Below are 26,174 nucleotides of genomic sequence, written 5' to 3'. Positions count from 1 at the left end.
CGGCCGACCGCCACGCTTTTGGACCTAGCTCCGGAAGCTCAGGTGGTCGATCTGGGCGAGCACCCGGTTCACATGCGGACGTACTTGGGCCCGCAGCGTCTCGCTCCAGCTTTCCTCGGAGTAGCGACAGTTGAGATAGAGATGCCTGGCGTGCTCCAGTACGGGGCGGTGTTCGGGCGGGAGCTGGGCGAGGGCCCAGTCGGCAGCGGCGTCCTTCGACCTGATGTGGCCGGTGGCGAGCGTGGTCCAGATGCGTGCGAGGGTCAGCAGCACGTTGCGGGTGTCGGCGTCCAGGTCGTCGAGTAGGCCGGGAATGCCCGCCACGCTGGCCCGGATCAGATCGGGGTGCGGGACGGGATCGAAAACCTGTGCGGGCCGCGGGCCGGTCAGTGGGCGGTCTCCGGTCAGCACCATGGTGATCAGCAGGGCCAGGTCAGGCATCGGTTCCGGCCGGGGAACCTTGCCGGCCTCGTATGCAGGGCGCAACCACTCGCCGTAAAGGAAGTCGCAGGTCGGAGGGTATCGCCATGGCCGAACCTCGGACTGGACAACCACGATGAGCTCAACCGGGCGGGCCTTGTTCCGAGAGCCGGACATTTCGAGCAGTCCGCCGAGGAGATCCCGGCGCTGCCGCTCGTTCATCGAGAGCCGGGAGAGGACGAGCACGTCCACGTCGCTGGCCGGCATGAGGCCACCGACGACGGAAGATCCGTGAAGGTAGGCGCCGATGACATCCTTGCCCAGCACACGGCCGACCAGGGCCACACTCTCCTGAAGCTGATTCATCGCGCCAGTGTCTCCCGCCGTCCGGTCCGACGGCACGGCGTTGTGGGCCTCGCGGACTGCCGTCACGCGACTACGCCGGTCGCATCCGTCAACGAGTGGCTGTGACCGGCACTTTCGCATAAGACCCTAGGTGACCGCGGGGCCGCCTCGGCCGCCTTGTGGTCGGCGAGGGCGAGATTGTCCCGGACCCTGACGGTGCCGGGGTGGTCCTCGCCGAACACACGGACGTGGTCGGCCAGCGTCCCCACTGACGGCACGCCAGCGCGGGCACGGCGAACGCCGCCACCAACGCGTCAGCGCAGGCCGGCGAAGAGGTCGTTCTCGGGCATGGCGGCGCCGGTGGTGTCCTGGACTCGTACGAAGGTCTCCATGCCCATCAACTCGCCGAACCTCTCCTTTCCCATCTTGAGGAAGAAGATGTTCTCGCCCTGACTGGCGTGCGCGGCCAGCGCGTCGAACTTCTGACCGCTGAACCCGGTGGTGTCCACCCACGTGGTGATCTCGTCGTCGGGCAGGCCGATCTCGGCCATCTCGGCGGCCTCGGCGGGATCCGGCTCCGGCATGTCCTCGTTGAACTCGCGCATGAGCTCGCCGAACCGCCGCATCGCCGAGCGAGGCATCGCGGTCCAGTACACCTTCGGTGTCAGCGCGGTCATCTCCAGGGCCGCCATCGTGATGCGGTGGGCCTGGATGTGGTCGGGGTGGCCGTAGAAGCCGTTCTCGTCGTACGTGACGACCACATCAGGCCGGTAGTGCCGCATGAGGTCCGCGAGCCGGGCCGCGCCCTCCTGCACGGGGGTCTGCCAGAAGGAACCGGGGGCGTCGTTGCTCGGCCAGCCCATCATCCCGGAGTCGGCGTAGTCCAGGGTCTCCAGGTCGCTGACCTTCAGGACGGCGCAGCTGGCCGCGAGCTCTTGACGGCGCATCAGGGCTACCGCCGCCGGATCGTGCCCGGGCTCGCCCGGCTTCACGCCCCCGGGGCCGTCACCGCAGCGGCCGTCGGTACACGTCACGAGAACCGTGCGGATGCCCTCCGCCGCGTACCGCGCGAGGACCCCTCCGGTTCCGGTGGCCTCGTCGTCGGGGTGGGCGTGCACTGCCATGAGCGTCAAGGGCCGGTCGGTCATGAGGCGATCCTCCTGCGGAATAACGTCTTGGTCCGAGTGTGCGGCGGGTGTACCGCGGTCCCGGGGCCCGGATCGTGGTGCGGCGCCAGTCTCTCAGCAGGGTCCAGCGCGCGTCCCGCGGCAAGTCCGGCGCCCGTACGCTCGGGAAACTCGCTCGTGCATCACTTGTTCCGCGCGTTCCTGACAGGCGTGACCGCTCCCTGTCGCCGCCCCCGCCGCCGCCTGCCGTGGCTACGACGCGCTGGTCGGCCTTCCGTGTCCCTGAGCGTGCCGGACGGCGTGCGGAACCCCGGGGCCGAGGGCGTTGTGCGGTGCGGGCAGGCGCATCACGCGTGCCAGGTCGTGGTGTATGCGGTCGGCTTCACCGCGCACCAGGGCGGGGATGTCGCCGCGTTCGGCGATGAGGCGGCTGTAGATGGGGGTCTCGTGGAACACGGCGGTGTCTGCTCTTCTCAGCTGGGCGGGGCAGGGCGGCGGGGTGATCACAGGCGCCGGTCGACGAGTCGTGTCCGGGAGCGGGCCATGTCCGACACCCTAAGGTGTGGCGCTGACAACGCCGGCCTGCGCGGGAGACAGACGCGTCCCCGCCTCCTCGGTACGGGCACGGAAGGCCCTGCCTGCGCGCACAGGACTCCGGCCGCGGCCGCGCCCGCCGTCAGGCGTGCCACGCGCCGGACCGCGGTCCCGGACCGGGGCTGTCCCGAGCCATGGTACCGACGGTACCATCGGTACCATGACCAAGGCCATGAACCTGCGCTTCCCCGATCCAGCCCAGCGCGCCGCGATCGAGGCCGCCGCCAAGCACGAAGGCGTCAGCCTGCAGGAATACATCCTCTCGGCTGCCTACGCCCGGGCCACCGCGGTGGAGGACCGCTTCCTCGAGGCGTTCAGGGCGTCGATGTCGCACAGCGGTGACGCGTTCGCCGAGGAGGCCGGCGCGGCCGGCTCCGGTGCGCAGCAGCGGGAGGCGGAGCTTCAGGCGCGGCGTGAACTCGAGGAACAGCAGGAGCGGGGTCACGCGGCGTGACACCGAACGAACCGCTCCACCCGCTGGACGTCGCCTTCCTGCTGCACGCCGCCGAGCTGCTGCCCGGTGATCCCCAGGTGGACGACTACGGGCCGCTCTACGCGGCGGCCGGCCGGGTCAACGCCAGGGCGATGGAACGCGACGTCTACGGCTCGGTGTACCTCAAGGCAGCCGCGCTGCTCCAGACACTGGTGAAGCTGCCCTGTCTGGAGCACTCCAACGAGGCCTTCGCCTGGCACTCCACCGAGGCCTACCTGGCCCTGCACGGGCACCGGCTCGACTACCCGCCCAAAGAGGCCGTCGCCCTGGTGCGGGACGCCGCGTCCGGCGCGGCGGGGGTCGGCCTGATCGGCCGCCGGCTGCGGTCCTGGACCGTCTGACCGCGACGCGGCCAGGGCGGCGACACCGCGGCGCTTTCCCGGGCTTCGCCGGCGGATCCGGGGGTCTGCCGGAGGGTTCCGCTCGAAGGGCTCCGAGGAGCCCGTAGCCGCCGGACGCATCGGGCTCGTACCGGGCGACGAGCGCCTCGGTCCCCGACCGGGGCCGGTGCCCGGGGCCGGTGCTCAGCGCCGCGACGTCCAGGCCGTGGTACGCGCCCGCGGTGGCCGCCGGCAGGCCGGTGCCGGATGCCGGGCGCTTCCCGCTGCCCCGGCGGTGGCGGTGGCTGTGGCTGTGGCCGTGGCCGTGGCGGTGGCGGTGGCGGTGGCGGTGGCGGTGGCGGAACCGAAGTCGTCGTCCGGCTCCGCCGCGCCCGGCACGCCCGCGCCCTTCCGGGTGAGCGGGAGCGCCGCCGTCTCCAACCGCCGTGCACACCACGCCTGTTCGTCATGAGCCGAACCCCTCCCCCACGGACGCATCCCCTACGTGCGCCGCGTTCAGCGCGTCGCGTCCGGATGACGTTCTTCGGCGCGCCGGCCAGGACTCGGCGGCGCGCGTGGCAACGGTCTCCTACTGGCGTGCCGTCACCATCTGTGGTTACCTGAGCCCATGACCGGGTTCGTGACTCGCCGCCACGTTGACTACGTGCGTGTCACCACCGTGTGTTGTCGCGCCGTGAGCTGACGCCGCGCTCCGGCATCTGATTCCCTCTCCTCACCTCCGCACCGCACCGTCCTCCGCCCTGCCCTCTTCCGGCACGGGCCGCAGCCGCGCGGTCTCTTCACGTACCCCGAACGCCCCGCACAAGGGAGAACCATGAGCCAGCCGCTCGATTCCGTCACCGCCGGCCACACCCCCGAGGACGCGCCAGCGGGTCCCGACACCTCGGCCTGGTCGTTCGAGACCAAGCAGATCCACGCCGGCGCCGCGCCGGATCCGACGACCGGGGCGCGGGCGGTGCCGATCTACCAGACCACCTCGTTCGTCTTCCGCGACACCCAGCACGCCGCCGACCTCTTCTCGCTCGCCGAGCCGGGCAACATCTACACCCGTATCCACAACCCGACCCAGGACGTCTTCGAGCAGCGGATCGCCGCGCTCGAGGGCGGCGTGGCCGCGGTGGCGGTGGCCTCCGGGCAGGCCGCGGAGACCCTCGCCGTCCTGACCCTGGCGAGCGCGGGCGACCACATCGTCTCCAGCACGTCCCTGTACGGCGGCACGTACAACCTGTTCCGCCACACCCTGCCCAGGTTCGGCATCGAGGTGTCCTTCGTCGACGACCCGGACGACCTCGAAGCCTGGCGCGCGGCGATCCGGCCGAACACGAAGGCCCTGTTCGCCGAGACGCTCGGCAATCCGCGCGGCAACGTCCTCGACGTACGCGCGGTGGCCGACGCCGCCCACGCGGCGGGCGTCCCGCTGATCGTGGACAACACCGTGCCGACCCCGTATCTGCTGCGGCCGATCGAGCACGGCGCCGACATCGTCGTCCACTCCGCGACCAAGTTCCTCGGCGGGCACGGCACCACCATCGCCGGCGTCGTCGTCGACGGCGGTACGTTCGACTTCGGGGCGCACACCGAGCGCTTCCCCGACTTCAGCGAACCGGACCCCAGTTACCACGGCCTGCGGTACTGGCCCGCGCTCGGCCCTGGTGCCTTCGCCGTCAAACTGCGCGTGCAGCTGCTCCGCGACATCGGCCCCGCGCTCTCCCCGCACTCGGCCTTCCTGCTGCTGCAAGGCGTGGAGACGCTCAGCCTGCGTGTCGAACGGCACTCCGCCAACGCGCAGGCCCTGGCCGAATGGCTGGAACAGCGCGACGAGGTCGCCGCCGTCCACTACCCGGGGCTGGAGTCCAACCGCTGGTACGAGGCGGGGCAGCGCTATCTGCCGCGCGGCGCCGGCGCGGTGCTGGCCTTCGAACTGCGGGACGGGGCCGAGGCGGGCAAGCGGTTCGTCGACGCCGTGGAGCTGTTCAGCCACCTCGCCAACATCGGCGACGTCCGCAGTCTCATCATCCATCCGGCGTCCACCACCCACAGCCAGCTGGACGAGGAGCAGCTGGCGGCGACCGGCGCCTCCCCCGGTCTGGTGCGGCTGTCGGTCGGCATCGAGAACCTCGCCGACCTCAAGGCGGACCTGGAGGCGGGCTTCCGCGCGGCGAAGGGCGCGTCCTGAGCGCCGTACCGGCGACCTCCGAGATCCCCCTCCCGCCGCCCTCCGGGGCCTGGCGGGAGGGGGACCCTCCGGGTCGCCGCCAGTGGCACGTGCGGGAGAAGCCGCTGCCGTTGGAAGCGGGGGGCGAACTGCCCGGTGTCCGGCTGGCGTTCGAGACCTGGGGTCGTCTGGCGCCGGACCGCTCCAACGCCGTACTGGTGCTCCACGCGCTCACCGGCGACAGTCATGTGGCCGGACCGGCCGGGCCCGGCCACCCCACCCCCGGCTGGTGGGACGGGCTCGTCGGGCCCGGTCTGGCCCTGGACACCGACCGGTGGTTCGTCGTCGCTCCCAATGTGCTGGGCGGCTGCCAGGGCAGTACCGGACCGTCCTCGACGCGTCCCGACGGGCGGTGCTGGGGCGGCGCCTTCCCCGCGCTGACACAGCGGGACCAGGTCGCCGCGGAAGCCGGCCTGGCCGACGCGCTCGGCATCGACCGCTGGGCCCTGGTGGTCGGCGGCTCCATGGGCGGCATGCGTGCCCTGGAGTGGGCGGTGTCGTACCCGGAGCGCACGAGCGCACTGCTCCTGCTCGCCACCACGGCCGCGGCGAGCGCGGAGCAGATCGCCTGGGCCGGCATCCAGCTCCACGCCATCCGGGGCGACCCGCACTGGCACGGCGGCGACTATCACGACACGGGCCGGGGTCCGCACGTGGGGCTCGGCCTGGCCCGCCGTATCGCCCACGTCACGTACCGCAGCGAGACGGAGCTGCAGATCCGCTTCGGCCGCGCGCCCCAGGGCACGGAGGACCCTTGGTACGGCGGCCGGTACCAGGTGGAGTCGTATCTCGACCATCATGCCGCCAAGCTGGTGCGCCGTTTCGACGCCGGCAGTTACGTCGTGCTGGCGGAGGCCATGAACACGCACGACATCGGCCGTGGTCGCGGTGGTACGCGCGCCGCTCTGCGCCGTGTCACGGCGAGGACGCTGGTCGCGGGGGTGCGCTCGGACCGACTGTATCCCCTCGCCCAGCAGGCGGAGCTGGCCGCCGGGATCGGCACGGGGGATCACCTCCGGGTGATCGAATCCCCCTACGGTCACGACGGTTTCCTGATCGAAGTGGACCAGGTCGCCGCGCTGGTACGCGGACTCGTCCCTCGGTGACGGTCTTCGGTGGCCGGCCGTGGAGCTCTGATCAGAGCTGGAGCAGGAGGCCGGTCAGCTCCGCCGGCATGGTGACCATGCAGTCGTGCCCGGTCGGCAGTTCCCACACCCGTGCCGGAGAACCATTGGGCTGTGTCGCGGGGACGGGCCTGCGCGTGATGCCTTCCGGTTGCGCGCCGGTGCAGTGGATGTGCGCACGGGGAATCGACTCCGTCGCCGGATTGTCCAGCCGGACCGGTTGCCTGAGGCAGCGCACCGGATGGTCGGAGAGCATCGCGCGCAGCCACGCGACGTCCACCGGGTCGGTGACCCCGAACAGACCGTGGGGCGCGGGCATCTCCGGCAGCGGCGGAACGCGCCAGCCGCTGCCGGACCGCGCGGCCTGGTCGATCAGGTGCCGGGTGAGGGGCTGGACGTCGACGGCGGTCTCTCCGTGCTCGGGGACCATCGCGTCCAGATACACCAACTGCGCGATCCGCTCCGGGAGTTCGTTGGCCACGGATGAGATGACCAGTCCCGCGTAGCTGTGCCCCACGAGGACCACGTCGGTCAGGTCCTCCTCGTGGATCAGCTTGACGACGTCCTCGACGTGTGTGTCGAGCCCCACCGTGGGACTGAGCAGGTGTGCCTTGTCGCCGTAGCCGGTCAGCGAGGGCGTGTACACCCGGTGTCCGGCCGACTCCAGCAGCGGGACCACCCGCTCCCAGCAGCGGCCGCTGTGCCAGGCACCGTGTACCAGCAGGAATGTCGACATGCCAGTCTTCCTCTCCGGGGCGCGGAGGCGCGGGAACCTGCGGTTCCTTTTCGTGCCTCGGTACTCTTTGAGAACCGACATCATCGTGGTGCACCTGCGGCGCCCCGAGCAATAAGGCACATTTCCGTGCCCCGGTTCCCTGGAGGTCACCATGAGCACAGCGGGCGGCGCGAAACGGCCGGGCCGGCAGGAGGACCCGTGCCGGACCCGCGAAGTACTCGACATCGTCGGTGACAAGTGGTCGTTGCTGGTCGTGCGCAACCTCAGCCAGGGACCGCGCCGCTTCACCGAACTCAAGCGGGCGATCGACGGAATCAGCCAGCGCATGCTCACCGTCACCCTGCGCGGCCTGGAACGCGACGGAATCCTCACACGCACCGTCCGCAACGTCATGCCGCCGCACGTCAGCTACGAACTCACGCCGATGGGCAAGACCCTCCGGCAGGCCACCGCACCCCTGCTGGAGTGGAGCATCGCGCACCTGGCGGACATCGACGCCGCCCGCGCCGCGTACGACGCCCGCCCCGACGCGCCATCCGCTTAGGGGCCCTTCGTCCGGATCGCGGGCCGGCGAAATCGCCGACGGTGCCGGGCGGTTGGGCGAACACCAGGATGTGGCCGCCGACGGTCGCGGCCGGGCCGGCGGGGACCGTGGTGGCGGCGAGCCGGAGGTGCCGTGACGCGGGGCGGACCGGGCACCTTCCGGCATGTGCGGTGGGTTTCCTACGGCGGCTGCTCCCAGGGCCGCTTCCAGGCCGGCGATCAGGTCGTCTACGCCCTCGATGCCGGCCGACAGCCGCACCAGGCCCGGCGTGACCCCGGCCGCGGCCTGCTGGTCGGGGTCCAGCGCGGCACGCACGCCCCCGCGACTGCCACGGTCGCACGGGAGGACCGCCGTGCACCGGACCCGGCATCACGCGCCGGACGCCGGTGTGTCCGCGCGCTCGCTCATCGGCACAGCGGGCGCGCCACGGCCCCGTTGCCGGTCAGCACGTCGTCTGCCGGGCTGCGGCCGCGGCGGACGTAGCGGTCGGCGTACGCCGCGACCGCGTCCACGATCCTGGTGCTCGCCCCCAGCCGGGGCAGGGCGTCCAGGGCCGCGGCGAAGCAGGTCACGGCGGCGCGCTTCAGGTCCGGGTCGGCGAGCCCGTGGCGCGCCGCGTCCCTCCACAGCGGATTGTGCGGCGCCGGGGCCCCGGCGGCCCGCTCGGCCAGGGGTTCCACCGCCCCGTTCGCGATGGTGGCGGCGCCCGGGTCGTCGAACAGGGCCGTGACCACCGCAAGCGGCACGATCCACCCGTCGTCGCCGGGCTGCGCGTCGATCATGCGCAGTTCCAGGTGCCCCCGTGGCCTGACGGGCGGAAACAGCGTGGTGATGTGGTAGTCGAGGTCCGCCGGGGTCGGGGGGCGCCTGGTGCGCGAGCGGGTCCATTCGCGAAAACTCAGTCCCTCCGGTACCTCCCAGGGGCCGTCGTCGCGCCGTACGCACATCACGGGGGCGTCGAGGACCCGCCGGACCCAGGCGCGGCGTGGGTCGTGGGCCGGGGAGGGACCTCCGGCCCGACCGGGGTCGAGTTCCGTCCACATCAGTTGCCGCGTCGACAGCCAGCCCGTGGGCCGGCCTCCGGCCACGGGCGAGTTCGCGAACGCCGCGACCAGGACTGCGCCCAGGTGGTGTGCCAGCCACCAGCGGCGCGCGAATCCCATGACGCCGGGTTCCTCGCGTCCGGCGTCGAGGCACACCTGTACGGAGGCCGAGGTGCACATCAGGGCTCGCCCGGCGGGGCCCGTGCGGTCGAGGCAGGCCTCCATGGCGTCGTAACGTGGCTCCCGCAGGAACCGGCGCGGCGGGTTCCAGGGGTCCACGCCCATGCCGGCCAGGGTCAGGCCGTGCTCGCGCAGCACGGCGCGTACGGCCTCCAGGTCGGCCGCGACGTCCGCGACGCACCCGGTCAGCGACGGGGCGGGCCGGGAGCTCAGCTCCACCTGGCCGCCGGGCTCGACGCTGAGACCGGACGTCAGCGGCAGGGTCCGCAGTACGGCGTGGACCTCTTCCAGCCGTTCCCGGGCCACCAGGCCGTGCGGCGCGCGCTCCTGGTGGACCAGCCATTCCACCTCGACCCCGACGCTGCGCGGCGGGCCGGTTCTGAAGCAGACCCCCTCGACCAGCGCCTCCGCCTGGTGTTCGGTGAGGGCAGGGCCATCGACCCCGCACTCCGGTGGAACGAACATCCGGGAGCCTCCCGAGCCGCCTCAGGGCCGTCGGGGATCCGACGTCCGGTACGCGTACCGCCGTGCCTGCTGCAAGAGTCCGCTGCCGGACCCTGTCCTGACAAGCGCGCCTCCCGGACGAGTGGCACCTGTCGGGCCGTCACCGGACGGCAGCGGCTCCCGGATCGACCGCGCAGTGACCGATTCATGTCCGCGCGCGCCCCGAGCCGCCGACGGGCACACTGGGGGCGCCGTGGAGGTGGGCTGTGAACTGCCGCCGCTGCCACCGGCGCTCGTCCCGGAGCCGTGCGAGTCGCCGGACGTGTCGTTCGACGAGCCGCTGTGCGGGGCGCTGCCGTGCGAGCCGTCGCCGCCCGGCGTCGAACCGCCGTGGTCCTGGCTGGAGCTGCTGCGACCGCCCCGGCGCTGCCGTCCTGGCCGCCGTCCCCCTGGCCACGGCCCGAAGAGGACCCGGTCAGGGCCGGCCCCACCGACGCCGACACCGCTGTGAGCCCGAGCCCGCGCCCCCGTACGCGCGTGCCTGCGCCCCGGAGCCTCCCGTTCGGATCGTGCCGGGCTCGCGGGTCCTGGCAGCGACGGCGCCGCTGGGGGCCGAGCCGGACGACGAAGGCGAGCGGGCCGCCGCCCGCCCACTGCCGGCCGGTTCCCGGCGGCCTCGTCCTCCGGGCCGCTCCCGCCCTGCCTCGTCGTCCCCGACGAGGCAGGGGACGTCATCGCCCAGGCGGTCGAAGCAACCAGACGAAACCGGGCGCGGCGCGGGTGGCATGACGGCCGGAAGCGGTCCGGTCCGAGAAGATGCTCGCGCGCGGCCAGGGTCGGCCGGTGCACCGCGTTCACCCGGGCGCGGCCCGACCCGTACGACGCACAACTGAACATCCGCCACAGCAGGGGAACCAGCGATGAGTACAGTCACCACGCCGGACGGCACCGTCATCTTCTACAAGGACTGGGGCCCGCGGGACGCCCAGCCGATCGTCTTCCACCACGGCTGGCCGCTGGCCTCCGACGACTGGGACGCCCAGTTGCTGTTCTTCCTCTCCAAGGGGTACCGGGTCATCGCCCACGACCGGCGCGGACACGGGCGGTCCAGCCAGCCCGCGACCGGCCACGACATGGACACCTACGTCGCCGACGTCAACGTGCTGACCGACGCCCTGGACCTGCGGGGGGCCGTGCACGTCGGGCACTCCACCGGCGGTGGCGAGGTCACGCGCTACGTGGCGCAGGCGAAGCCCGGCCGGGTCTCCAAGGCGGTGCTCGTCGCGGCCGTCCCGCCGGTCATGGTGAAGAAGGACGGCAACCCCGAGGGCACCCCGATCGAGGTCTTCGACGGATTCCGTGCGGCCCTCGCCGCCAACCGGGCCCAGTTCTTCATCGATGTCCCCGCCGGGCCCTTCTACGGCTTCAACCGGCCCGGGGCCGAGGTGTCCCAGGGACTGATCGACCGGTGGTGGTGGCAGGGCATGATGGGCGCGGCGAACGCCCACTACGAGTGCATCAAGGCCTTCTCGGAAACCGACTTCACCGAGGACCTCAAGAAGATCGACGTCCCCGTCCTCGTGATGCACGGCACGGACGACCAGGTCGTGCCGTACGCCGACTCGGGCCCGAAGTCCGCCGAGCTGCTCAGGAACGGCACGCTCAAGAGCTACGAGGGGTACCCCCACGGGATGCTGTCGACGCACCCCGAGGTCCTCAACGCCGACATCCTCGCCTTCGTGGAGAGCTGAGGCCGGACGGGCCCGCGCCGATGACCGAGCCCCGGCCTGGCATCCTCCACGGATGCCAGGCCGCCGAGTGCCCCTGGTGTGGAGCTCACTTCACCTTGACCGCCACGGTGGGCGAGTAGACCTTCTCGGACCCGCTCACGCCCGCGATCCGCAGATGCTCGGCGCCCTTGGTGTTGAGCTTGGCGATCAGGGCGTAGGAGCTGCCCTTCTTGACCTTGGCGGTCGCCCTCAGCGGGATCCACTTGCCGGACTTCTCGTGCTGGAGCACGAGCGGGGAACCGACCTTCAGGCCCTTCGTGCGGCCGGTGAACGTCACCTTGTCCCCGGCCTTCACCTCGGTCTTGTCTGCCTTCACGGTGATCGACGCCGTCGTGCCGGGGCTCGGGCCGGCGGCCAGGGCTCCGGTCGTCCCGCCGGAGAGCAGCGCGACGGAGAGGGCACCGGCGCCGAGCGTACGAAGGCAGTGGTCCCGGAGTACGGAGGTCATGTGTGTCTCCCGTCCTGTCGCTCGGTGGACCCTCCCAGGCTGGCGCCGGGACGCGCCGCCCGCCACTTCTGGCCGCACGGCCACGGCGGCCACGTTTGTCCTACGACCCACCTGACCTGGGCATGTGCCGGACCGGTGAGGTCACCGCGTATCGACTCCGCCACTTCCCGCGGTCGTACGTGCTGTTCCACGACGGTCGCGCCGTCGACGTCGACGGCCTGCTCGCCAACACGCTGGGCGGCCTCTTCGGTCACCTCCTCGCTGGATAGAGTCCTTCGGCCCGTACCGAGGCGTCGACCCCTCCCTTTCCGCCCTGCATGTGACGCACGTCACGGGAAGTGGAGCCGAGCATCCGACAGGTCCCAGAGGTGAGCATTGACATGCGTGCCCGGCTACGGGCGGGGGAACCAGCCGCGTTCGCCGAGTTGTTCGACAGTTACGCCCGCGGCGTGTACCACCACGCTTTCCGTCTGACCGCCGACTGGTCGACGGCCGAGGACGTCATGGCCACCACCTTCATGGAGGCCTGGCGGCTTCGCCACAGGATCGACTCCGAAGGCGGCTCGCTGCGGCCTTGGTTGCTCGGCATCGCCACCAACACCGCACGCAACCAGTACCGCAGCAACCGCAGTTACCGGCGAGCGGCCCTCGCCACCGCGGCCGCGGAACTGAACGTGCCGGACCACGCGGAGGAGGTGACCGAGCAGATCGACGACCAGCGCGAGCTGGCCGTGGCCCTCCGGGCGCTCGCCTCCCTGCGCAGACCCGAGCGGGAGGTCATCGCCCTGTGCGTGGGGGAAGGGCTCGACTACGAGGCCGCGGCGAAGGCGCTCGGCATTCCCGTGGGCACGGTCGCCTCCCGGCTGTCCCGGGCCCGCCGGAAGCTGCGCTCCCTCGCGGACGCCGAACTGGCCCGGCCCTCCGGTCCGCCGGCGGCCGTCACCGGCGACGGGAGGAGCCCCGCTCCGCGCCCAACGCGCGCCGGACCGGCGCAACGGCCGGAAAGAAGTCGCGGCAGACGGGAAGCCGGGGACGCCGGCCGACAGATACCTGGTGATCGGATCGACACCGTCCGGCCCGCACAGGAAGGAAACCGATGAGCGCGAACACGTCCCGGCCCGGCCCGGGTGAGTGGGAGGAAGCCGCACGGCTGCTGTCCCGGACCGCGCGCGACCTGCCTCCGGGCCGCCACGAGCACCACAGGGAGCGTCTGATGGCACACATCGAGCAGGCACAGCGCACGCAGGAGATTTCCCCACGCCCCGAGAAGGCGCGCCGGTTCCGGCTCGTCCGCCCGGCGATCGCACTGCCCGCCCTGGCCGCCGCCGTGGCCGCGGCCGTCATCGTCGGCACGGCGCTGACCGGCGGCGACGGCAACGGGGACGGACCCCGCCGGCTCGCCACCGGACCGGCCCTGACGACGCGGATCGGCGCCGCCAGCCCGAACGGGGTGGGCCGTCTGCTCGACCAGGTCTCCCTCGTGGCGGCCAAGGACGACCACCCCGTCCTCAAGGCGGGCCAGTACGTGTACATCGAGTCCAAGGCGGCCGACACGTTCGTGAAGAACGTCGACGGCAGGGTCAGCCTCGCCAGCCATGCCCTGCACAGGCGCCAGGTGTGGTACTCGCCCGACGGGACCAAGGGGTGGCTGATCGACCCGGCCGTCAACGACAGCCCCGAAGGGGAGACCCTCAGCCTCCCCGACGAACAGGGCAACACCCCCGTCGCCGGCCTGAACCACCCCTCGTACGACTACCTCGCCAAGCTGCCCACCGATCCCGGCGCCCTCCTCGCGAAGATCTACGACGAGACCAGGGGGCAGGGCAACTCGCCGGACCAGGAGGCGTTCACCACGATCGGCGACCTGCTCGGCGAGAGCTACCCCCCGGCCGCCCTCACCAAGGCGCTGTTCAAGGCCGCGGCCCGGATACCCGGCGTCGTGACCGTGAACGACGCCGTCGACGCGGTCGGCCGGCACGGCGTGGCGGTCGCGCGGCTGGACGAGACGAGCGGCGAGCGAGAGGAATGGATCTTCGACAGGACGACCCACGTCTTCCTGGGCCAGCGATCCGTCCAGGTGAAGCGGGGCCGGGGCGCCGAGGAACTCGTCAAGCCCGGGACCGTGCTCTTCACCAGCGCCGTCCTGCAGCGAGCCATCGTCGACGACGTCAAGCAGGTCCCCGCACGCACCAGCTGACACCCCGCGCAAGTACGGAGCTGCTTCCTGACCGACGCTCGGGGGCAGCTCCTGACTTTCCCGGCCGCGCTGTGGACGCGGAGCGGCAGTGCATCGTGCGTCCGTAATCCGTGCATCCGTGCGTCCGTGCATCCGTGCGTCCGTGCATCCGTGCGTTTCAACATCCACCGCTACGGCGACAAGGAGCTCTGGGCGGCCATCTGACGGCCGTCCCCGACCATGCCGGTGCCCTCCCTCGGGCCCCGGCCCACGGAGGAAGTCCAGGGTGCTGATCGACCTATTGGTGGCCGTCGTGCTGCTGCTGTTCGTCATCGGTGTCATCGCCGACGCGAGGCGCTTCGCGAACGCCGTGCTGCTCGGTGTGTTCCTCACACTGATGGCGGTGGCCCACGGGCGTGACCTGCTGGTGTACCGGCACGCCCTGGACGACACCTGGCTGGCCAGCCCCGTCCTGGAGGGGCTGGCCGTGCTGCTGCTGTGCTGCCTGCTGATCGGCAACGGGGTGCGGATGGTGCGCAAGGAGGGCAGCAGCCCGGCCAACCTCCTGACGTTCGTCGCGGGTGTCGGCCTCCTGTCGCTCCTGCTGCTGACCGTGGCGGCGTTCGTGACGGAGCTGCACGCGCTGGCCACGGCCGTCGTCATCGCGGCGGTGCTCACCGCCTACTTCGTCTTCCTCTTCGTCTGTTTCACCGTGTACGGCTACGCGTACAGCCGCCTGGCCGCGCCGTCCGGCCTCGACTACATCGTCGTCCTCGGGTCCGGTCTGACCGGCGGTGACCGGGTGCCGCCCTTGCTCGCCGGGCGGCTCGACCGCGCGCACGCGGTCTTCGAGGACCAGGTGGCCGGGGGCGGCGAGCCCGTCCTGATCACATCCGGCGGGCGAGGGCCGGACGAGGCCGTCGCCGAGGCGCAGGCGATGGCCGACTACCTGGCGGCACGCGGCGTACCGGCCGGGAGCCTGCTGCGTGAGGCGCGGTCCGCCACCACCGAGGAGAACCTCCGCAACAGCAAGGCCCTCATGGACGAGCGCGGCAGCGGCTACCGCTGCGTGATCGTGACCAACGACTTCCATGCCTTCCGGGCCGCGATGATCGCCCGGAAGGTGGGCGTCGACGCCCACGTCCTGGGCTCACCCACGGCCTCCTACTTCCGGCCCAGCGCGACCATGCGGGAGTTCGCCGCCGTCGTCCTGCACCACCGGTGGATCCACCTCACGGTCTGTGCGCTCCTGGCGTCGGCCTGCCGGCTGATCCTCCTGTGAGGCGCGCAAGAGGCCGGCCGGGGAGCAACCCCTCAGGACGACGTCCCGGCCGTCGCGCCGGCGAACCGGTGACGGCGTTGCGTTTCCGCCCGCTTCAGGGCGTCAGCACGACCCTGCCGAACACCTCCCCCGCGTCCATCGCGCGGTGTGCCCGCGCCGCCTGCCCCAGGGGCAGTACCTCGTGCACGACGGTCCGCAGGTTCCCGTGCGCGGCATCGGCGAACTGGGACGACCGTACGGCCTGCCGGTCGGGGCCGGGCACGGTGTCGGAGCTGAAGGTGGCGAACGACAACGACCTGCGGAAGGCGTCCATCAGCCGCATGCCGAAGTCCGCCGGCGGCTGCCCGCCGACGACACCGACGGCCACGTACCGCCCGTTGGGGTTCAACTTGTCCAGGAAGAAGGGGAGTCGGGGACCGCCCACGACATCGATGACCACGTCGAAACCCGCCGGAGCGTCCGTGCCGCTCTCGCCGGAGCGGTCGAGGACATGCGTCGCGCCCAGGTCCCGCAGGCGGGCGCCGCGCTCCGCCGAGGAGGCGGTGACCGCCACCGCGCTCGCGCCGTCCCCGGCCGCGAGCTGGACCGCGGTGATGCCGATGCTGCCCGCCGCGCCGCGCACGAGCACCGTCTCGCCGGGCGTGAAGCGGGCCCGGTCCAGGGCGAAGTGCGCGACCACCCCGGAGCCGCCGAGGGTCACCGCGTCGGCACCGGTCAGGCCGTCCGGGAGCGCGAGGACGTCCTCGACCGCGGCGACGGCCTGCTCGGCGTACCCGCCGGACAGGCCGGTGAACGCCCACACCCGGCGCCCGGTCCACGAGGCGTCCACCCCCTCCCCCACCGCGGTGACCCTGCCCGCGACCTCGCTGCCGAGGAGATGACCCTCCCGGAAGCCGTAGGCGCCCAGCGTTCCCCGGCGGATCAGCGCGTCCACGCCGCCCACCCCGATCGCCTCCGTGGCGATCCGCACCTGCCCCGGGGCGGGTACGGGCTCGGGCACGTCGACGACCTCCAGGCCACCGGGGTCTCCGAACGCCCTGATCACGACGGCTCTCATCTCTGCTCCTCGGGTCGGTGTAGGACGGTTCGCGGCTGCCCCGGCCGTGTGCCTCCAGCCGGCCCCCCACAGCCGGGCCGGCACCGGTGACGTGCGCGGACGGGGCGGCAGCACGTCATCGGACCGTAACGGACGCCCCCGTCCGCTTGGCTAAAGTGAGAGACCATGACCGGCCCTTTGCCTCGTACCGTGCGTTCCGACGCCCGCGACAACCGGGTCCGCATCCTGGACGCCGCCCGCGCGGTGTTCGGCGAGGAGGGCCTGAGCGCGACCATGCGCGAGGTCGCCCGGCATGCGGCCGTCGGCCCCGCCACGCTGTACCGGCACTTCCCGACCAAGCGGGAGCTGATCGCGGAGACCTTCGCCGAGCAGCGCCGGGCCTGCCATGCGGCCGTCCGCGACGCCCTCGCGGACCCGGATCCATGGCACGGATTCCGGAGCCTGATCGAGCGGATCTGCGAACTCCACGCGCACAGCCGGGGGTTCGCCGACGCCTTCATGACGGCCTTCCCCGACGCCATGGACTTCGCCGGCGACCGGGAGCGGACACTGATCGCGGTCGGCGAACTGGCCCGCCGTGCCCAGCGGGACGGCCGACTGCGCCCCGGCTTCGTCGTCGACGACCTGATCCTCATGCTCATGGCCCACCGGGGCCTCCAGGACACCCCGCGCGCCGACCGGCTCACGGCCTCCCGCCGCTTCGCCGCCTACGTGATCGAGGCGTTCCGCGCCGCACCGGAGACGGCCGCGCCCGCGCCGCTGCCGGCACCCCCTCCGCGACTCACGCACTCGCCCGGCCCGCCGTGACCGTGGGACCGGGTGCGTGTGGAGGTGTCCGCGTCCCACGTGTACGTCGCAGCAGGTGCCTCCTCACGGGCACGCGAAAGGCTCGGCCGCGGTGGGCCGGGCCTGGACGCGGTGGGCCGGGCCTGGGCGCGGTGGGCCGGGCCTGGGCGCGGTGGGCCGGGCCTGGGCGCGGTGTGGGTCAGGCCTGGGCGCGGTGTGGGTCAGGCCTTGCAGAAGCCGAGGCCCCTGAGCGCCTCGTTGATCTGCTTGCCCTGCGTCTCGGTGGTGGTGACGTCCTTGTAGGTGAAGCGCTGGGACGCCGCCCAGTCCATCCGCTGCGCCTCCTGGCTGATGGCGCCGCACTGGTTGCGGGCCGCTTCGATGGCCTTGTCCTCGTACTTCACGATGTCCGGGTTGGCCGCGGCGAGCGCCCGGAGCAGCGCCTCGCGCTTGGCGCCGGTGGGCGTGGGCGGGATGCCGCCGGTCCTCTCGGCGGCGCTCCGCTCGGGGCTGGGAGTCTTCGACGCCTTCGGGCTCGGGGCGGTCCTGGTGCCGGATTCGCTGCTGGTCGAACAGGCGGTGAGCGCGAGCGCGGATGCCGCGACGAGGACGACGGCGGTGATGCGGGTGTTCATCGCGTGATGGGGGTCTCTCATCGGGCTCGCGGTGCGCCCTGGGAGAGTCTGTACCCGGCGAAGTCGGCGATGCGGACGTACCCGATGCGCTGGTAGAGGGCATTGCTCGTGGGGTTGTCCGGATCCGTGAACAGGACGACGTCCGTCGCGCCGGCGGCCAGCGCCGCCCGGCTCGTCTCGGCCGTCACGGCGCCCGCGTAGCCGCGGCCCCGCAGATGGGCCGGGGTGTAGACGGGGTCCACCCGTACCATGCCGCCGACGATCGAGGTCGCGGCCGCCATGGAGACGGGGGTGCCGTCCGGGGCCTCCCAGAACGTGAAGTGCCTGTCGCCGAAACGCGATTCGTCCCAGGCGCCGGCGTCGATCAGGTCGATGGAGGACTGCTCCCCCACGTCGACGCAGAACTCCCGGCACCAGCGCACGACCTGCTCACGGTCCCGCTCGCCCGTGCTACGGCCCCGGCCCTCCGGGCGCGGCGGCGGGGTGAGCGTGCCGAGGCGGTAGAGGTGTGTCCGCCAGAACGGTACCGGTACCGCGCTCGTGTGCCGCTGCCATGCCCCGGCGAAGGCACCCGCGGTGTCGTGGTCGGCGATCACCTTGGCGGGCGAGTGGCCGAGGCCGGCCAGGCGAGCGGCGAGGGCGTCCGCCTGGCCGGCGGAGAGGGGGGTGAGACCCAGACGTCCCTGCGGGGTGAGATAGAAGATCGCGTGGACTTCGCCTCCTGACTCGAGCCGGCCGAAGACGGAGGCGTCGGCGTCGTGGCCGGCCGCATGACGCTTCCGCAGAGTCTCGATGTCCGTCAGCGGCGTGTTGTGCAGGGCGGGGCGCGAGCGCAGGAAGTCCCCGGCTCGGGCGAGGAACTCGTCGACGTCCTGGGTGAGGTGCCAGTGATGCGGGCTCATGCCTCATGGTCCCGGACGTGGAGGCGTGAAGTCCTCGTAATGAGCCAAGCGTTGCGGCAGCGCGGGGGCCGGTGGTCGGGTGGCGCCGGGCGGAGGCCCCGGTCGCCACGGTACGGGCGCGGCGCCGGCGCCGCGCCCACTACGCCTGATCCACCGTGCGCCGGCCGTCCGCGGCCTGCGGCCGGTCGTCCGGGGTCAGGCGGTTGACGCGGTACACGTCCGGGACGCAGAGGTTGAGGATGGTCGCCGCAGCGATCAACCCCGCGCAGGTCAGCAGCACGGCCTGGTTGCTCCATGAGTGCGCCGCGAGGGCCGTGACGAGGTAACCGACCGGGATGGCGAGGCGCTCCCCGACGCCGTTGTAGGCGCTCATCCGGCCCTGTTCCGCCTGGGGCACGCGCTGTTGGAACGCGGTGGTCCAGGCGACGATCGCGATGTCGAGCCCGACGCCGGCCAGTGCGGTGGTCAGCAGGACGAGAGGCAGCGGCAGTGTGCGGGCCATGGCTGCCAGGGGGAGCGCGAGCGCACCGCCCGCGCAGACCGCCACCGTGAGCAGCCGGTACGGCTTCCAGCGCAGGCAGACGAGAGTCCCTGCCAGCAGGCCGCACGTGAACGCCGCCTGGATCAGCCCCCAGTCGCGTGCTCCCGCGTACTGCCGCGCGGCCACGAGCGGACCGAGGAGCTGGAAGCCCGCCAGCCAGGCCGCGACGAGGACGGAGCCGGCGACCGTGTAGGTCCACAGCCAGGTCCGCGCCCAGAAGCCCGACCAGCCCGCCCGCAGGTCGCTCAGGACACCGCCCGGTGTGGCGAGCGGCGCGTCCAGACGCAGTCCGAGAAGCAGGACGGCCGCGGCGGCGAACGTGACCGCGTCCCAGGCCAGCGCCCATGCCGCGCCGCTGGCGGCGACGACGGCACCGCCGACGACCGGACCCAGCACCTTGACCGCGTTGCCCGGCAGCCTGAGCAACGCGTTCGCCTGCTGCAGGTGCTCTTGGGGAACGATCTGCGCGACGGCGCCCTGCGCGGCCGGCACGATGAACGACGCCGCCGTCCCCGCAACGAAACCGCATGCCGCGATCGACACCGTCGTCGCATGTCCGGTGGCCACGGTGACGGCCAGCGCACCCTGCGCGCCCGCCGCCAGCAGGTTCCCCGCGAAGAGAAGCCGGCTGCGGGACAGGCGGTCCGCGAACACACCGCCGGCGAGCAGGAACACGATCGTGGGGACGGTGTTCGTGGCGAGCACCAGACCGAGGGACCCCGCTCCCCCGCCCTGCTCGATGACGGAGTAGGCCAGGGCCAGAGGGGCCATCGCGGAGCCGGTCGCCGAGATGAGGTTGGCCGACACGAACCGCCGGAAGGCCGCGATCCTGAACGGACTGCTGATCGGTGTCGGTGACGCGTCGGCGGTTTCCATGGTCCCCCTCGGACTCGGCGCAGCGAGCACCCTAGTGCACGAGGACGCCGCGCCGGACGCGGGTGAACAGAGCCCGGCCACGGTTCGCGAGCTTCCCTGTAAGGATCGCTCCCGGCTGCACACATACGGGGGCGGAGGGGATGTGAACCCATGTGACGAACAGCGCTTCACCGCGCTGTACCGAGAACATCATCCGGCCGTGGACGCGTACGTGCGGCGCCGGCTGGGTGGCTCGCCGGCGAGTGACGACGTGGTCGCCGAGGTCTTCTTGACCGCATGGCGCCGGCTGGACGAGATACCGCGCAGGGCGGTCCTGCCCTGGCTGTACGCCACGGCTCGCCGGACCCTGGCCAACGCGTACCGGGCTGAACGGCGCCGTGCGGACCTGGTCGAAGAGGTGGCGCGTCAGCCGCACGGGCACGCGGCCGACCCGGCGGAGGGAGTGGCGGGGCAGCTCGCCGTGGCCGCGGCCTTCGAAGCGCTGAGCGAGGCCGACCGCGAGGTGCTGCGCCTGGCACTGTGGGAGGAACTGCCAGCGCGCCAGGCCGCGAAGGTCGTGGGCTGTTCCACCGCGGCCTTCCACGTCCGCCTGCACCGCGCCCGCGCCCGGCTACGGCATCACCTCGGCCTCGTCCAGCACGGCCCGGCTCGGCGGGCCTCCACGATCCTCGGAGGAGCGGATGCGTGATCTCTACCGGTCCCTGCGCGGGATGAATCCCGTGCCGGAAGGGCGACCTGCCGACGGATCGCGCCTGGAGGACCTCCTCGCCACGCCACGACACGCTGTCGCCGCGCCGCGTCCCTCGTCGCGGCCGGCCCTGCGCTGGTGGTTCGCCGCCGCCGCGTCGGCCACCGCGGCGGCCGTCGCCTTCACGGTGGCCGACCCGTTCGGTACGGCCTCCCAGCCCGCCCTCGCTGCGACTCCGGCGCCGCTGACGTACCACCGAAGCAACCGCCCGGCGGCTGACGCGCTCAAGAGCATCGCGGACCGGGTCGGGCGGCTGCCGGACGACAGGCCCGCGGTCTGGAGGACCGAGCACTTCGTCTGCGACTCATGGTCCCTGTCCACGCGGGTCGATGGCGTCCAGGTGACGTCGGCTGTCATCCCGGAGCGCCGGGAGACGTGGCAGAAGCCCGACGGTTCGACGCGCTGGAAGACCAGGACCCTGTCTCCTGCCGTCCGCAACAGTGACCAGCGCCAGGTGTGGGAGGACGCCGGCGCGGTCGGTCGGTCCCCGCGGACCGCCTCCGGCTCCGGCGGGGCGTCGTCGGTGAGCGAGCCGCCGCCCACCGAGAAGGGGATGCGGAAGTGGCTGGCACACGGCCAGGACCTGGGGCCTGGCCTGCTGTTCGAAGTCGTGCCCGAACGCTTCCAGGACCACGTGTTCTCACCCGCGCAGCGAGCAGCGCTCCTGCGCGTCCTGGCGGACACCAAAGGCGTGGTCCACGCGGGCACGGTCGAGGACCGGGCGGGCCGTACAGGCGAGGCGTTCTCCCTCACCGACCGCTCCGGCGGCCTGCCCGGCAAGCGAACGCTCGTCTTCGATCCCCGGACCGGGAACCTGCTCGCCGACGAGGAACAGATCCTGAACGACACCGGCAAGCTCAACGTCGAGCCGTACTCCGTGATCGGATACGTCACCTTCGTGACGTCCGAGCGGCTTGCGTGAACCGGCCACGGCGGTGCCTGGTCGGGGGTCGGAGGGTCCGGACCCGGGCAACGGCGCCGGTCCAGGTGCTCGTACCGGCCTTCGACTCCGCTGCGACGGAGCGCGTCACCTGCGGCGGGCTCGGGTCGTACCGATGCCGGCTCCGACCACGAGCAGCACGGGCAGCGGCGCCGGCCACGCCTGCCTGACCGACGCGCCGGTCACGGTCATCACGACGCCGATGAGCAGGTAGACGGCGAGAAACGCCGTGATCAAGCTGCCCCGGGGATGACCGCGCGTACCGTCCTCGACGTTCTCGATCCCGCGGCCGATCCCCATACCGACCTCCTGGTGATACGTGAGCCCGCAGGACTCTCCGGTCCGGTCGCGCTGCGCGGCCCGCACCCACCGCCTACCCTGAGACGAGGCCGGCAGACGCGGGCTCCCGAGTCCAACAGGCGTCCGCGATCGCGGAGTTGGCCGCAGTCGCGCGGTCGCCGGTCCGATCCCGCCCGGCCCCCGCTACAAGCCGATGACGTCCTCTTCGAACGGGGTGCCGGCCGGGTCGGCGTTCACGGTCCGCCAGGCCACGTACTCCACCGCCCACGGCTCCCCGTCCCCCCAGGCAGACCGCAGCTCGTCATCGAACTCCCAGCCGATGATCTCCTCGTCGCCGGGGTGCTCTTCGCCGAGATCCCGGAGCAGCGCGTTGATCCGCATGCTGGTGGGCGGCGTGCACTGGGCGGCCCGCGCGCCGTGGTCGTCGGGGTTCGTATGACAGCTCATACCGGTTCAACGACGCGGCGGGCGGTACGGAACGGTGAACGTGGTGCGAGCCGGCGGAGCGCCCCCGCCGGGTGACCGTTCCGTCAGGGCACCAGGGCGATGCGGTTCCTCACGGGCCGGCCCTCAGGGCCCCGGCTGCCATTCGAAGAGCAGGATGGTCGCGTCGTCGCGCAGCTGGTTGCGCTGGTAGTCGAAGATGGCGTGGATGAGCAGCCGCAGCACCTCGGCCGGGCGCTGGCCGGCGATGTTGGAGTGGATGATGAATTCGGTGAACCGGTCGAGGCCGAACTCGGCGCCGTCGGTGTCCCGGGCCTCCACGACACCGTCGGTGTAGAGCAGAACGCAGTCGTCCGGTTCCAGTTTCGTCTCGTGGATCTGCCGGGCCGCCGGCGCGAGTGGGCCGGCGAGGCCGAGCGGCGGTTGCGGGGAACTGTCGAGCGCCCCGGCGAGCACCCGCTCCTTCCGGATCAGCAGCGGTGGCGGATGACCGCAGTTGACCCAGCGCAGCAGCCCGCTCTCCGCGTCGAGGCGGCACAGCACGCCGGTGCAGAAGTGGTCGGGCAGCCACTGGGCGAGCGCCTGGTCGACGGAGCCGACGATGTCGGCCAGGTCGCCGCCGCCGCGGCGGGTGTTCCGCGCCGCCGCCATGGCGACCGACGTGGTCAGGCCGGCGATCAGATCGTGCCCCATCCCGTCGAGGATCATCGTGTGCAGCGTGTTCTTGACCACCGAGTGGTCGAACGCGTCGCCGGCGATGCCGTACGCCGGTTCCAGGACCGCGGTGGAGACGCACCTGCTGCTGCCGATGGTGCGGGGTGGCAGGAAGGCGCGCACCATCTCGGCGGGCAACCCCATGGGCGCGGTGCGGGTGCGGGCGGCGAGCCAGTCGCTGTAGGCGCGCTTGGACGTGATGATCATGGCGAACAGACGCGCCATCATGCGGCCGCGGCGCATCAGAACGCCGTCGAGCGAGGCGACGCGCACCGCGAGCACGCCGAGCCGCTCCGCACCGTCGACCATGGGCATCCAGACGATCAAGCCGTCGTCGGCGTCGACCACCCGCGGGGAGATGGTGCGGTAGGCCCAGCCGGCCGACGAGCCGTCCACCAGAAGCGGTTCCAGGGCTTCGTCGAGGGGGACGAGCAGCCGCTGTTGCAGGTCCACGAGGTAGATCAGAGCGGTGCCCAGGCCCAGTGCCGCGGCGCATCGGTCGGCCAGCTCGGGCAGTTCGACCGGCAGGGCCGTTTGCGCCTCGGTGATCAGCTGTTCCCACCGGTTCTCCTCTTCGGCGGGGCCGGGACCGGAGGGCGCGTGTGGTGGGTCCGGCACGGGGATCACCCCTTCCATGCCCAGTCTCACACCGATCCCGTCCTCCCACGCCCCCAGCGGGAGCCGATACCCGACGAGAACGCACCCGTGAAAACGGATCACCGCTTGTGATTCAGTTCACCGGCTTTTGGCTGGATTATTACGTAACGTGCGCTTTAGCCTCTTCAGAAGTGTGCAAGCCTCATAGGTGATCTCCTCACGCAGCAGCCGCGCGGGCGACGGGAGGAGGCCGGGACGGAACTCGGGCATCAGCCGCTGTTTCCAGTCACTTCAGAGGCGATTTCGAGCTCGGAAGGCGGAACAAGTGAGCGAAGACGCCGTGTGGGTCCGAGGCGTGACCGGCATCCAACTCCATCACGTCACCAATATCCAGGATGCTCGGCGGTTTCTTGGCAATGCCGTCATGGCATTGAAGGCCGCCCATGTAAGAACCGGCGACGCCAGGTTCTCCGGTCTCGCCGACCAGCTCAAGGGCATGGTCGCCGCAGCGCGTGACCTGGAGGGCGAGGCGCAGGAGAGGATGCGGGAGCTGCACTCCGCGGACCCCGAGCGGTTCGTACGCTGCCGGGAGGGTGAGGAGCCCTGGCCGGACGAGCTCCAGGCGGGCTTCGTGCCGCGTCACACATGCCGCGACGAATGCCTTTATCACGACCGCGGGGTACTGGACGGCATTCTGCAGTGCACCTGCGGCCGGCCGCCGTGCCGCGCGTGCGCGATCGTCGGCGCGCCCTGACGCGGAGCCTTACGGGCCGGGCTCCCGCCCACGGGGCAGCCCTGATCGCGGGCGCGACACATGTGCCGCCACAAGGACGTCGGCTCCGCCCGGTGACGCTTTCGCCGTCCCCTTCCGGGCAATAGCGTGGGCTCCTTTCAGAACGGTATTGAATACGTTGTCCCGGCGGACAGGCCCGGTCGTGCGTGCACGGCCGGGCCTTCCTTTTCCAGGGCGGACGATGCCCTGCTTCCCAGCCTCGAGCGACGTGCCGCGCCAGTGTCCGCCCGAACCCGCTCCCAGCCCTTTTCCAGCGGTCACCACCGGCCCTCGCGGGGCGCCTCCAACTCGCCTTGACACGCCGCCATCCGGGGGGTTGCCTTGAATAAGGACGCTACATCTGCGGCGTCCCATCGGCGCCGGCTCGGTGCACGTCCCGGGGCCGGAGGCGCGGCGGGCGGAGAGTTTATGGCTACGTATGAATATTTCTGCAGCCGCTGCGGACCGTTCGATGTGAAGCTGCCGATCGGCACCGCGCCGACGCGGTGGAAGTGCTCGCGGTGCGACGACGCCGCGCGGCGTGTGTACTCCTCTCCGGCATTCGCCTCGACTCCGCCCGCGGTGGCGAACCTGCGCGAGCGTTCGGAGAGGTCCCGGGAGAATCCCGAGGTGGTCACGCGCGTCGCCGGCGACGCAACGCCAAGTCCCGCTCATCCGGCGCTCGCCCGGCTTCCCCGGCCCTGACGGGCGAGGCGGTCCGACGCGTGTGCGTGCGCCTTCCCGGCTATGCGTGCCCGCGGGCATGAAAACCTGCCGGCATGAGTGCTTGCCGGCACGAGGGTCCGCGGGCCGATGATGCGCGGGCATGACTGCTTGCCGGCACGAAGGCCGCGGGCGTGTCACCGACGGAGCGAAACAGCAGGAGGTGTGTCCTCTTGGCCAACGTCGGACTTCTCTTCGTGGGCGCTGTGCTGTTCATGAACGGGTTGATGCTGCTGGGAAAGGTGGACAGCCGGGCGGCAGCCATATTCAACCTCTTCGTGGGCGGACTACAGGTCCTCACACCCACATATCTCATCATCGCCGCGAACGACGACCCCAAGCGCATCATGCTGGCGTCGGGCATTTTCCTCTTCGGTTTCACGTACCTCTACGTAGGAATCGGACTGCTCATAGGGTTGGACACGACCGGCGTGGGATATTACTCGCTCTTCGTGGCCATCGTGGCCCTCGGCTATTCCTTTGTCAGTTTCCGGCTCGTGAAGGACCAGCCATTCGGCGTGATATGGCTCTACTGGGCGTTCCTCTGGTTCCTCTTCTTCCTCCTGCTGGGGCTGAAGATCGAGTCGCTGACGACCTACGTGGGCTGGGTGACCGCGATAGAGGGCTGGGTGACGGGTGTCATCCCCGCATACCTGCTGCTGACCGGTTACTGGGTCCCGGCGAACTTCTCCGAGACGGCGATCGCGTTGGGCGCGTTCGGCGTACTGACCTTCGCCGCCCTGTGGTTCGTACTCCGCCGCAGGTCTCCCCACAAGCCTGCGCAGGACTACGGCACCTCGGGATATCCGGCCGGAAGCCACGGCTGACCCTTCCGGG

At 71.7% G+C, this 26,174-nt stretch carries 29 protein-coding genes; 16 read left to right on the top strand and 13 right to left on the bottom strand.

The window, feature by feature from the left end; genetic code table 11:
* Positions 1-24: 24 nt before the first annotated feature.
* The 3 genes from LG395_RS34475 to LG395_RS34465 all read right to left on the bottom strand — a co-directional run bounded on the left by LG395_RS34475 (position 25) and on the right by LG395_RS34465 (position 2,348).
* Entirely contained in the window at positions 25-786 is a 762-nt protein-coding gene (locus LG395_RS34475) for an aminoglycoside adenylyltransferase family protein (protein WP_225812634.1), read from the bottom strand.
* A 293-nt stretch (positions 787-1,079) separates the two neighbouring features.
* Positions 1,080-1,913, bottom strand: a complete 834-nt coding sequence (locus LG395_RS34470; RefSeq protein WP_225812633.1) for a PIG-L family deacetylase — start codon at positions 1,911-1,913, stop codon at positions 1,080-1,082.
* Between the two features lie 231 nt (positions 1,914-2,144).
* Positions 2,145-2,348 carry a hypothetical protein gene (locus LG395_RS34465; RefSeq protein WP_225812632.1) on the bottom strand — a complete coding sequence of 68 codons (204 nt, stop codon included), beginning with the start codon at positions 2,346-2,348 and terminating at the stop codon, positions 2,145-2,147.
* 298 nt (positions 2,349-2,646) lie between these two features.
* Between LG395_RS34465 and LG395_RS34460 the strand changes: the two genes are divergently transcribed.
* From LG395_RS34460 to metX, 4 genes are all read left to right on the top strand, one after another.
* Positions 2,647-2,940 carry a type II toxin -antitoxin system TacA 1-like antitoxin gene (locus tag LG395_RS34460; protein WP_225812631.1) on the top strand — a complete coding sequence of 98 codons (294 nt, stop codon included), beginning with the start codon at positions 2,647-2,649 and terminating at the stop codon, positions 2,938-2,940.
* The gene (locus LG395_RS34455) at positions 2,937-3,320 is read left to right on the top strand and encodes a fic family toxin-antitoxin system, toxin component (protein ID WP_225812630.1); all 384 of its coding nucleotides are present in this window, start codon (positions 2,937-2,939) and stop codon (positions 3,318-3,320) included. Before LG395_RS34460 ends, LG395_RS34455 begins: the two co-directional genes overlap by 4 nt.
* Positions 3,321-4,134: 814 nt before the next feature.
* A complete protein-coding gene (locus tag LG395_RS34450) occupies positions 4,135-5,496 on the top strand; it encodes a bifunctional o-acetylhomoserine/o-acetylserine sulfhydrylase (RefSeq protein ID WP_225812629.1) in 1,362 nt (453 codons plus the stop codon).
* Positions 5,493-6,641, top strand: a complete 1,149-nt coding sequence (metX, locus tag LG395_RS34445; protein WP_225812707.1) for a homoserine O-acetyltransferase MetX — start codon at positions 5,493-5,495, stop codon at positions 6,639-6,641. The genes LG395_RS34450 and metX overlap by 4 nt, the downstream gene beginning before the upstream one ends.
* A gap of 31 nt (positions 6,642-6,672) precedes the next feature.
* On the opposite strand, the gene LG395_RS34440 is transcribed toward metX, so the two are convergent.
* Positions 6,673-7,395, bottom strand: coding sequence for an alpha/beta fold hydrolase (locus tag LG395_RS34440; protein WP_225812628.1), 723 nt, complete (start codon positions 7,393-7,395; stop codon positions 6,673-6,675).
* A 151-nt stretch (positions 7,396-7,546) separates the two neighbouring features.
* Here LG395_RS34440 and LG395_RS34435 point away from each other — a divergent pair, with 151 nt between their 5' ends.
* Positions 7,547-7,939 carry a winged helix-turn-helix transcriptional regulator gene (locus LG395_RS34435; RefSeq protein WP_225812627.1) on the top strand — a complete coding sequence of 131 codons (393 nt, stop codon included), beginning with the start codon at positions 7,547-7,549 and terminating at the stop codon, positions 7,937-7,939.
* A 404-nt stretch (positions 7,940-8,343) separates the two neighbouring features.
* On the opposite strand, the gene egtA is transcribed toward LG395_RS34435, so the two are convergent.
* Positions 8,344-9,627 carry an ergothioneine biosynthesis glutamate--cysteine ligase EgtA gene (gene egtA, locus LG395_RS34425; RefSeq protein ID WP_225812626.1) on the bottom strand — a complete coding sequence of 428 codons (1,284 nt, stop codon included), beginning with the start codon at positions 9,625-9,627 and terminating at the stop codon, positions 8,344-8,346.
* Between the two features lie 899 nt (positions 9,628-10,526).
* Between egtA and LG395_RS34420 the strand changes: the two genes are divergently transcribed.
* The gene (locus LG395_RS34420) at positions 10,527-11,357 is read left to right on the top strand and encodes an alpha/beta fold hydrolase (RefSeq protein ID WP_225812624.1); all 831 of its coding nucleotides are present in this window, start codon (positions 10,527-10,529) and stop codon (positions 11,355-11,357) included.
* An 85-nt stretch (positions 11,358-11,442) separates the two neighbouring features.
* Here LG395_RS34420 and LG395_RS34415 read toward each other — a convergent pair whose 3' ends face one another.
* Positions 11,443-11,844: a hypothetical protein gene (locus LG395_RS34415; protein WP_225812622.1), complete on the bottom strand. Its 402-nt coding sequence runs from the start codon at positions 11,842-11,844 to the stop codon at positions 11,443-11,445.
* 95 nt (positions 11,845-11,939) lie between these two features.
* On the opposite strand from LG395_RS34415, the gene LG395_RS34410 reads away from it, so the two are divergent.
* The 4 genes from LG395_RS34410 to LG395_RS34395 all read left to right on the top strand — a co-directional run bounded on the left by LG395_RS34410 (position 11,940) and on the right by LG395_RS34395 (position 15,302).
* Positions 11,940-12,113 (top strand): VanZ family protein, encoded by a 174-nt coding sequence (locus LG395_RS34410; RefSeq protein ID WP_225812620.1) that lies wholly within the window; start codon positions 11,940-11,942, stop codon positions 12,111-12,113.
* A gap of 111 nt (positions 12,114-12,224) precedes the next feature.
* Positions 12,225-12,944, top strand: a complete 720-nt coding sequence (locus tag LG395_RS34405; protein ID WP_225812618.1) for an RNA polymerase sigma factor — start codon at positions 12,225-12,227, stop codon at positions 12,942-12,944.
* Entirely contained in the window at positions 12,941-14,041 is a 1,101-nt protein-coding gene (locus LG395_RS34400; protein WP_225812617.1) for a CU044_5270 family protein, read from the top strand. Before LG395_RS34405 ends, LG395_RS34400 begins: the two co-directional genes overlap by 4 nt.
* Before the next feature lie 265 nt (positions 14,042-14,306).
* Positions 14,307-15,302 carry a YdcF family protein gene (locus tag LG395_RS34395; protein WP_225812615.1) on the top strand — a complete coding sequence of 332 codons (996 nt, stop codon included), beginning with the start codon at positions 14,307-14,309 and terminating at the stop codon, positions 15,300-15,302.
* A gap of 94 nt (positions 15,303-15,396) precedes the next feature.
* Here LG395_RS34395 and LG395_RS34390 read toward each other — a convergent pair whose 3' ends face one another.
* On the bottom strand, positions 15,397-16,359 hold the full coding sequence (locus LG395_RS34390) for a zinc-dependent alcohol dehydrogenase family protein (protein ID WP_225812613.1): 963 nt from the start codon (positions 16,357-16,359) through the stop codon (positions 15,397-15,399).
* A 165-nt stretch (positions 16,360-16,524) separates the two neighbouring features.
* Here LG395_RS34390 and LG395_RS34385 point away from each other — a divergent pair, with 165 nt between their 5' ends.
* A complete protein-coding gene (locus LG395_RS34385; protein ID WP_225812612.1) occupies positions 16,525-17,166 on the top strand; it encodes a TetR/AcrR family transcriptional regulator in 642 nt (213 codons plus the stop codon).
* A gap of 200 nt (positions 17,167-17,366) precedes the next feature.
* Here the strand turns inward: LG395_RS34385 and LG395_RS34380 are convergent, their stop codons facing one another.
* The 3 genes from LG395_RS34380 to LG395_RS34370 all read right to left on the bottom strand — a co-directional run bounded on the left by LG395_RS34380 (position 17,367) and on the right by LG395_RS34370 (position 20,099).
* Entirely contained in the window at positions 17,367-17,780 is a 414-nt protein-coding gene (locus tag LG395_RS34380) for a hypothetical protein (RefSeq protein ID WP_225812611.1), read from the bottom strand.
* A gap of 17 nt (positions 17,781-17,797) precedes the next feature.
* Positions 17,798-18,682 carry a GNAT family N-acetyltransferase gene (locus LG395_RS34375; RefSeq protein ID WP_225812610.1) on the bottom strand — a complete coding sequence of 295 codons (885 nt, stop codon included), beginning with the start codon at positions 18,680-18,682 and terminating at the stop codon, positions 17,798-17,800.
* Between the two features lie 139 nt (positions 18,683-18,821).
* Positions 18,822-20,099, bottom strand: a complete 1,278-nt coding sequence (locus LG395_RS34370; protein WP_225812609.1) for an MFS transporter — start codon at positions 20,097-20,099, stop codon at positions 18,822-18,824.
* Between LG395_RS34370 and LG395_RS34365 the strand changes: the two genes are divergently transcribed.
* Positions 20,014-20,787 carry an RNA polymerase sigma factor gene (locus LG395_RS34365; protein ID WP_308071477.1) on the top strand — a complete coding sequence of 258 codons (774 nt, stop codon included), beginning with the start codon at positions 20,014-20,016 and terminating at the stop codon, positions 20,785-20,787. The two genes, LG395_RS34370 and LG395_RS34365, sit on opposite strands and share 86 nt — an antisense overlap.
* Positions 20,780-21,769 carry a CU044_5270 family protein gene (locus LG395_RS34360; RefSeq protein ID WP_225812607.1) on the top strand — a complete coding sequence of 330 codons (990 nt, stop codon included), beginning with the start codon at positions 20,780-20,782 and terminating at the stop codon, positions 21,767-21,769. Before LG395_RS34365 ends, LG395_RS34360 begins: the two co-directional genes overlap by 8 nt.
* Positions 21,770-21,874: 105 nt before the next feature.
* Here the strand turns inward: LG395_RS34360 and LG395_RS34355 are convergent, their stop codons facing one another.
* The 3 genes from LG395_RS34355 to LG395_RS34345 form a co-directional block, all read right to left on the bottom strand.
* Positions 21,875-22,087 (bottom strand): hypothetical protein, encoded by a 213-nt coding sequence (locus tag LG395_RS34355; RefSeq protein WP_225812606.1) that lies wholly within the window; start codon positions 22,085-22,087, stop codon positions 21,875-21,877.
* A 183-nt stretch (positions 22,088-22,270) separates the two neighbouring features.
* Positions 22,271-22,534 carry a hypothetical protein gene (locus LG395_RS34350; protein WP_225812604.1) on the bottom strand — a complete coding sequence of 88 codons (264 nt, stop codon included), beginning with the start codon at positions 22,532-22,534 and terminating at the stop codon, positions 22,271-22,273.
* A 123-nt stretch (positions 22,535-22,657) separates the two neighbouring features.
* Entirely contained in the window at positions 22,658-23,881 is a 1,224-nt protein-coding gene (locus tag LG395_RS34345) for a PP2C family protein-serine/threonine phosphatase (protein WP_225812705.1), read from the bottom strand.
* Positions 23,882-24,167: 286 nt separating this feature from the next.
* Between LG395_RS34345 and LG395_RS34340 the strand changes: the two genes are divergently transcribed.
* The 3 genes from LG395_RS34340 to LG395_RS34330 all read left to right on the top strand — a co-directional run bounded on the left by LG395_RS34340 (position 24,168) and on the right by LG395_RS34330 (position 26,164).
* Entirely contained in the window at positions 24,168-24,596 is a 429-nt protein-coding gene (locus tag LG395_RS34340) for a hypothetical protein (RefSeq protein WP_225812602.1), read from the top strand.
* Positions 24,597-25,043: 447 nt separating this feature from the next.
* Positions 25,044-25,319, top strand: coding sequence for an FmdB family zinc ribbon protein (locus LG395_RS41805; RefSeq protein ID WP_225812600.1), 276 nt, complete (start codon positions 25,044-25,046; stop codon positions 25,317-25,319).
* Between the two features lie 191 nt (positions 25,320-25,510).
* The gene (locus LG395_RS34330; RefSeq protein WP_225812599.1) at positions 25,511-26,164 is read left to right on the top strand and encodes an AmiS/UreI family transporter; all 654 of its coding nucleotides are present in this window, start codon (positions 25,511-25,513) and stop codon (positions 26,162-26,164) included.
* Positions 26,165-26,174: the final 10 nt, after the last annotated feature.

Source organism: Streptomyces spinosus, assembly GCF_020400655.1.
GTDB lineage: Bacteria > Actinomycetota > Actinomycetes > Streptomycetales > Streptomycetaceae > Streptomyces > Streptomyces argyrophylli.
The sequence above is the reverse complement of the archived record's forward strand: the minus strand, read 5'-3'. Positions and strand labels throughout refer to the sequence as shown.

Excerpts from the sequence above, each read along its gene's own strand:
- LG395_RS34420 (WP_225812624.1), top strand. The coding sequence starts at position 10,527 with ATGAGTACAGTCACCACGCCGGACGGCACCGTCATCTTCTACAAGGAC.
- LG395_RS34440 (WP_225812628.1), bottom strand. The coding sequence starts at position 7,395 with ATGTCGACATTCCTGCTGGTACACGGTGCCTGGCACAGCGGCCGCTGC.
- LG395_RS34360 (WP_225812607.1), top strand. The coding sequence starts at position 20,780 with ATGCGTGATCTCTACCGGTCCCTGCGCGGGATGAATCCCGTGCCGGAA.
- egtA (WP_225812626.1), bottom strand. The coding sequence starts at position 9,627 with ATGTTCGTTCCACCGGAGTGCGGGGTCGATGGCCCTGCCCTCACCGAA.
- LG395_RS34415 (WP_225812622.1), bottom strand. The coding sequence starts at position 11,844 with ATGACCTCCGTACTCCGGGACCACTGCCTTCGTACGCTCGGCGCCGGT.
- LG395_RS34405 (WP_225812618.1), top strand. The coding sequence starts at position 12,225 with ATGCGTGCCCGGCTACGGGCGGGGGAACCAGCCGCGTTCGCCGAGTTG.
- LG395_RS34400 (WP_225812617.1), top strand. The coding sequence starts at position 12,941 with ATGAGCGCGAACACGTCCCGGCCCGGCCCGGGTGAGTGGGAGGAAGCC.
- LG395_RS34390 (WP_225812613.1), bottom strand. The coding sequence starts at position 16,359 with ATGAGAGCCGTCGTGATCAGGGCGTTCGGAGACCCCGGTGGCCTGGAG.
- LG395_RS34375 (WP_225812610.1), bottom strand. The coding sequence starts at position 18,682 with ATGAGCCCGCATCACTGGCACCTCACCCAGGACGTCGACGAGTTCCTC.
- LG395_RS34355 (WP_225812606.1), bottom strand. The coding sequence starts at position 22,087 with ATGGGGATCGGCCGCGGGATCGAGAACGTCGAGGACGGTACGCGCGGT.
- LG395_RS34370 (WP_225812609.1), bottom strand. The coding sequence starts at position 20,099 with ATGGAAACCGCCGACGCGTCACCGACACCGATCAGCAGTCCGTTCAGG.
- LG395_RS34350 (WP_225812604.1), bottom strand. The coding sequence starts at position 22,534 with ATGAGCTGTCATACGAACCCCGACGACCACGGCGCGCGGGCCGCCCAG.
- LG395_RS41805 (WP_225812600.1), top strand. The coding sequence starts at position 25,044 with ATGGCTACGTATGAATATTTCTGCAGCCGCTGCGGACCGTTCGATGTG.
- LG395_RS34385 (WP_225812612.1), top strand. The coding sequence starts at position 16,525 with ATGACCGGCCCTTTGCCTCGTACCGTGCGTTCCGACGCCCGCGACAAC.
- LG395_RS34435 (WP_225812627.1), top strand. The coding sequence starts at position 7,547 with ATGAGCACAGCGGGCGGCGCGAAACGGCCGGGCCGGCAGGAGGACCCG.
- LG395_RS34470 (WP_225812633.1), bottom strand. The coding sequence starts at position 1,913 with ATGACCGACCGGCCCTTGACGCTCATGGCAGTGCACGCCCACCCCGAC.
- LG395_RS34475 (WP_225812634.1), bottom strand. The coding sequence starts at position 786 with ATGAATCAGCTTCAGGAGAGTGTGGCCCTGGTCGGCCGTGTGCTGGGC.
- LG395_RS34365 (WP_308071477.1), top strand. The coding sequence starts at position 20,014 with ATGAGGTTGGCCGACACGAACCGCCGGAAGGCCGCGATCCTGAACGGA.
- LG395_RS34460 (WP_225812631.1), top strand. The coding sequence starts at position 2,647 with ATGACCAAGGCCATGAACCTGCGCTTCCCCGATCCAGCCCAGCGCGCC.
- LG395_RS34345 (WP_225812705.1), bottom strand. The coding sequence starts at position 23,881 with ATGGAAGGGGTGATCCCCGTGCCGGACCCACCACACGCGCCCTCCGGT.
- LG395_RS34450 (WP_225812629.1), top strand. The coding sequence starts at position 4,135 with ATGAGCCAGCCGCTCGATTCCGTCACCGCCGGCCACACCCCCGAGGAC.
- LG395_RS34380 (WP_225812611.1), bottom strand. The coding sequence starts at position 17,780 with ATGAACACCCGCATCACCGCCGTCGTCCTCGTCGCGGCATCCGCGCTC.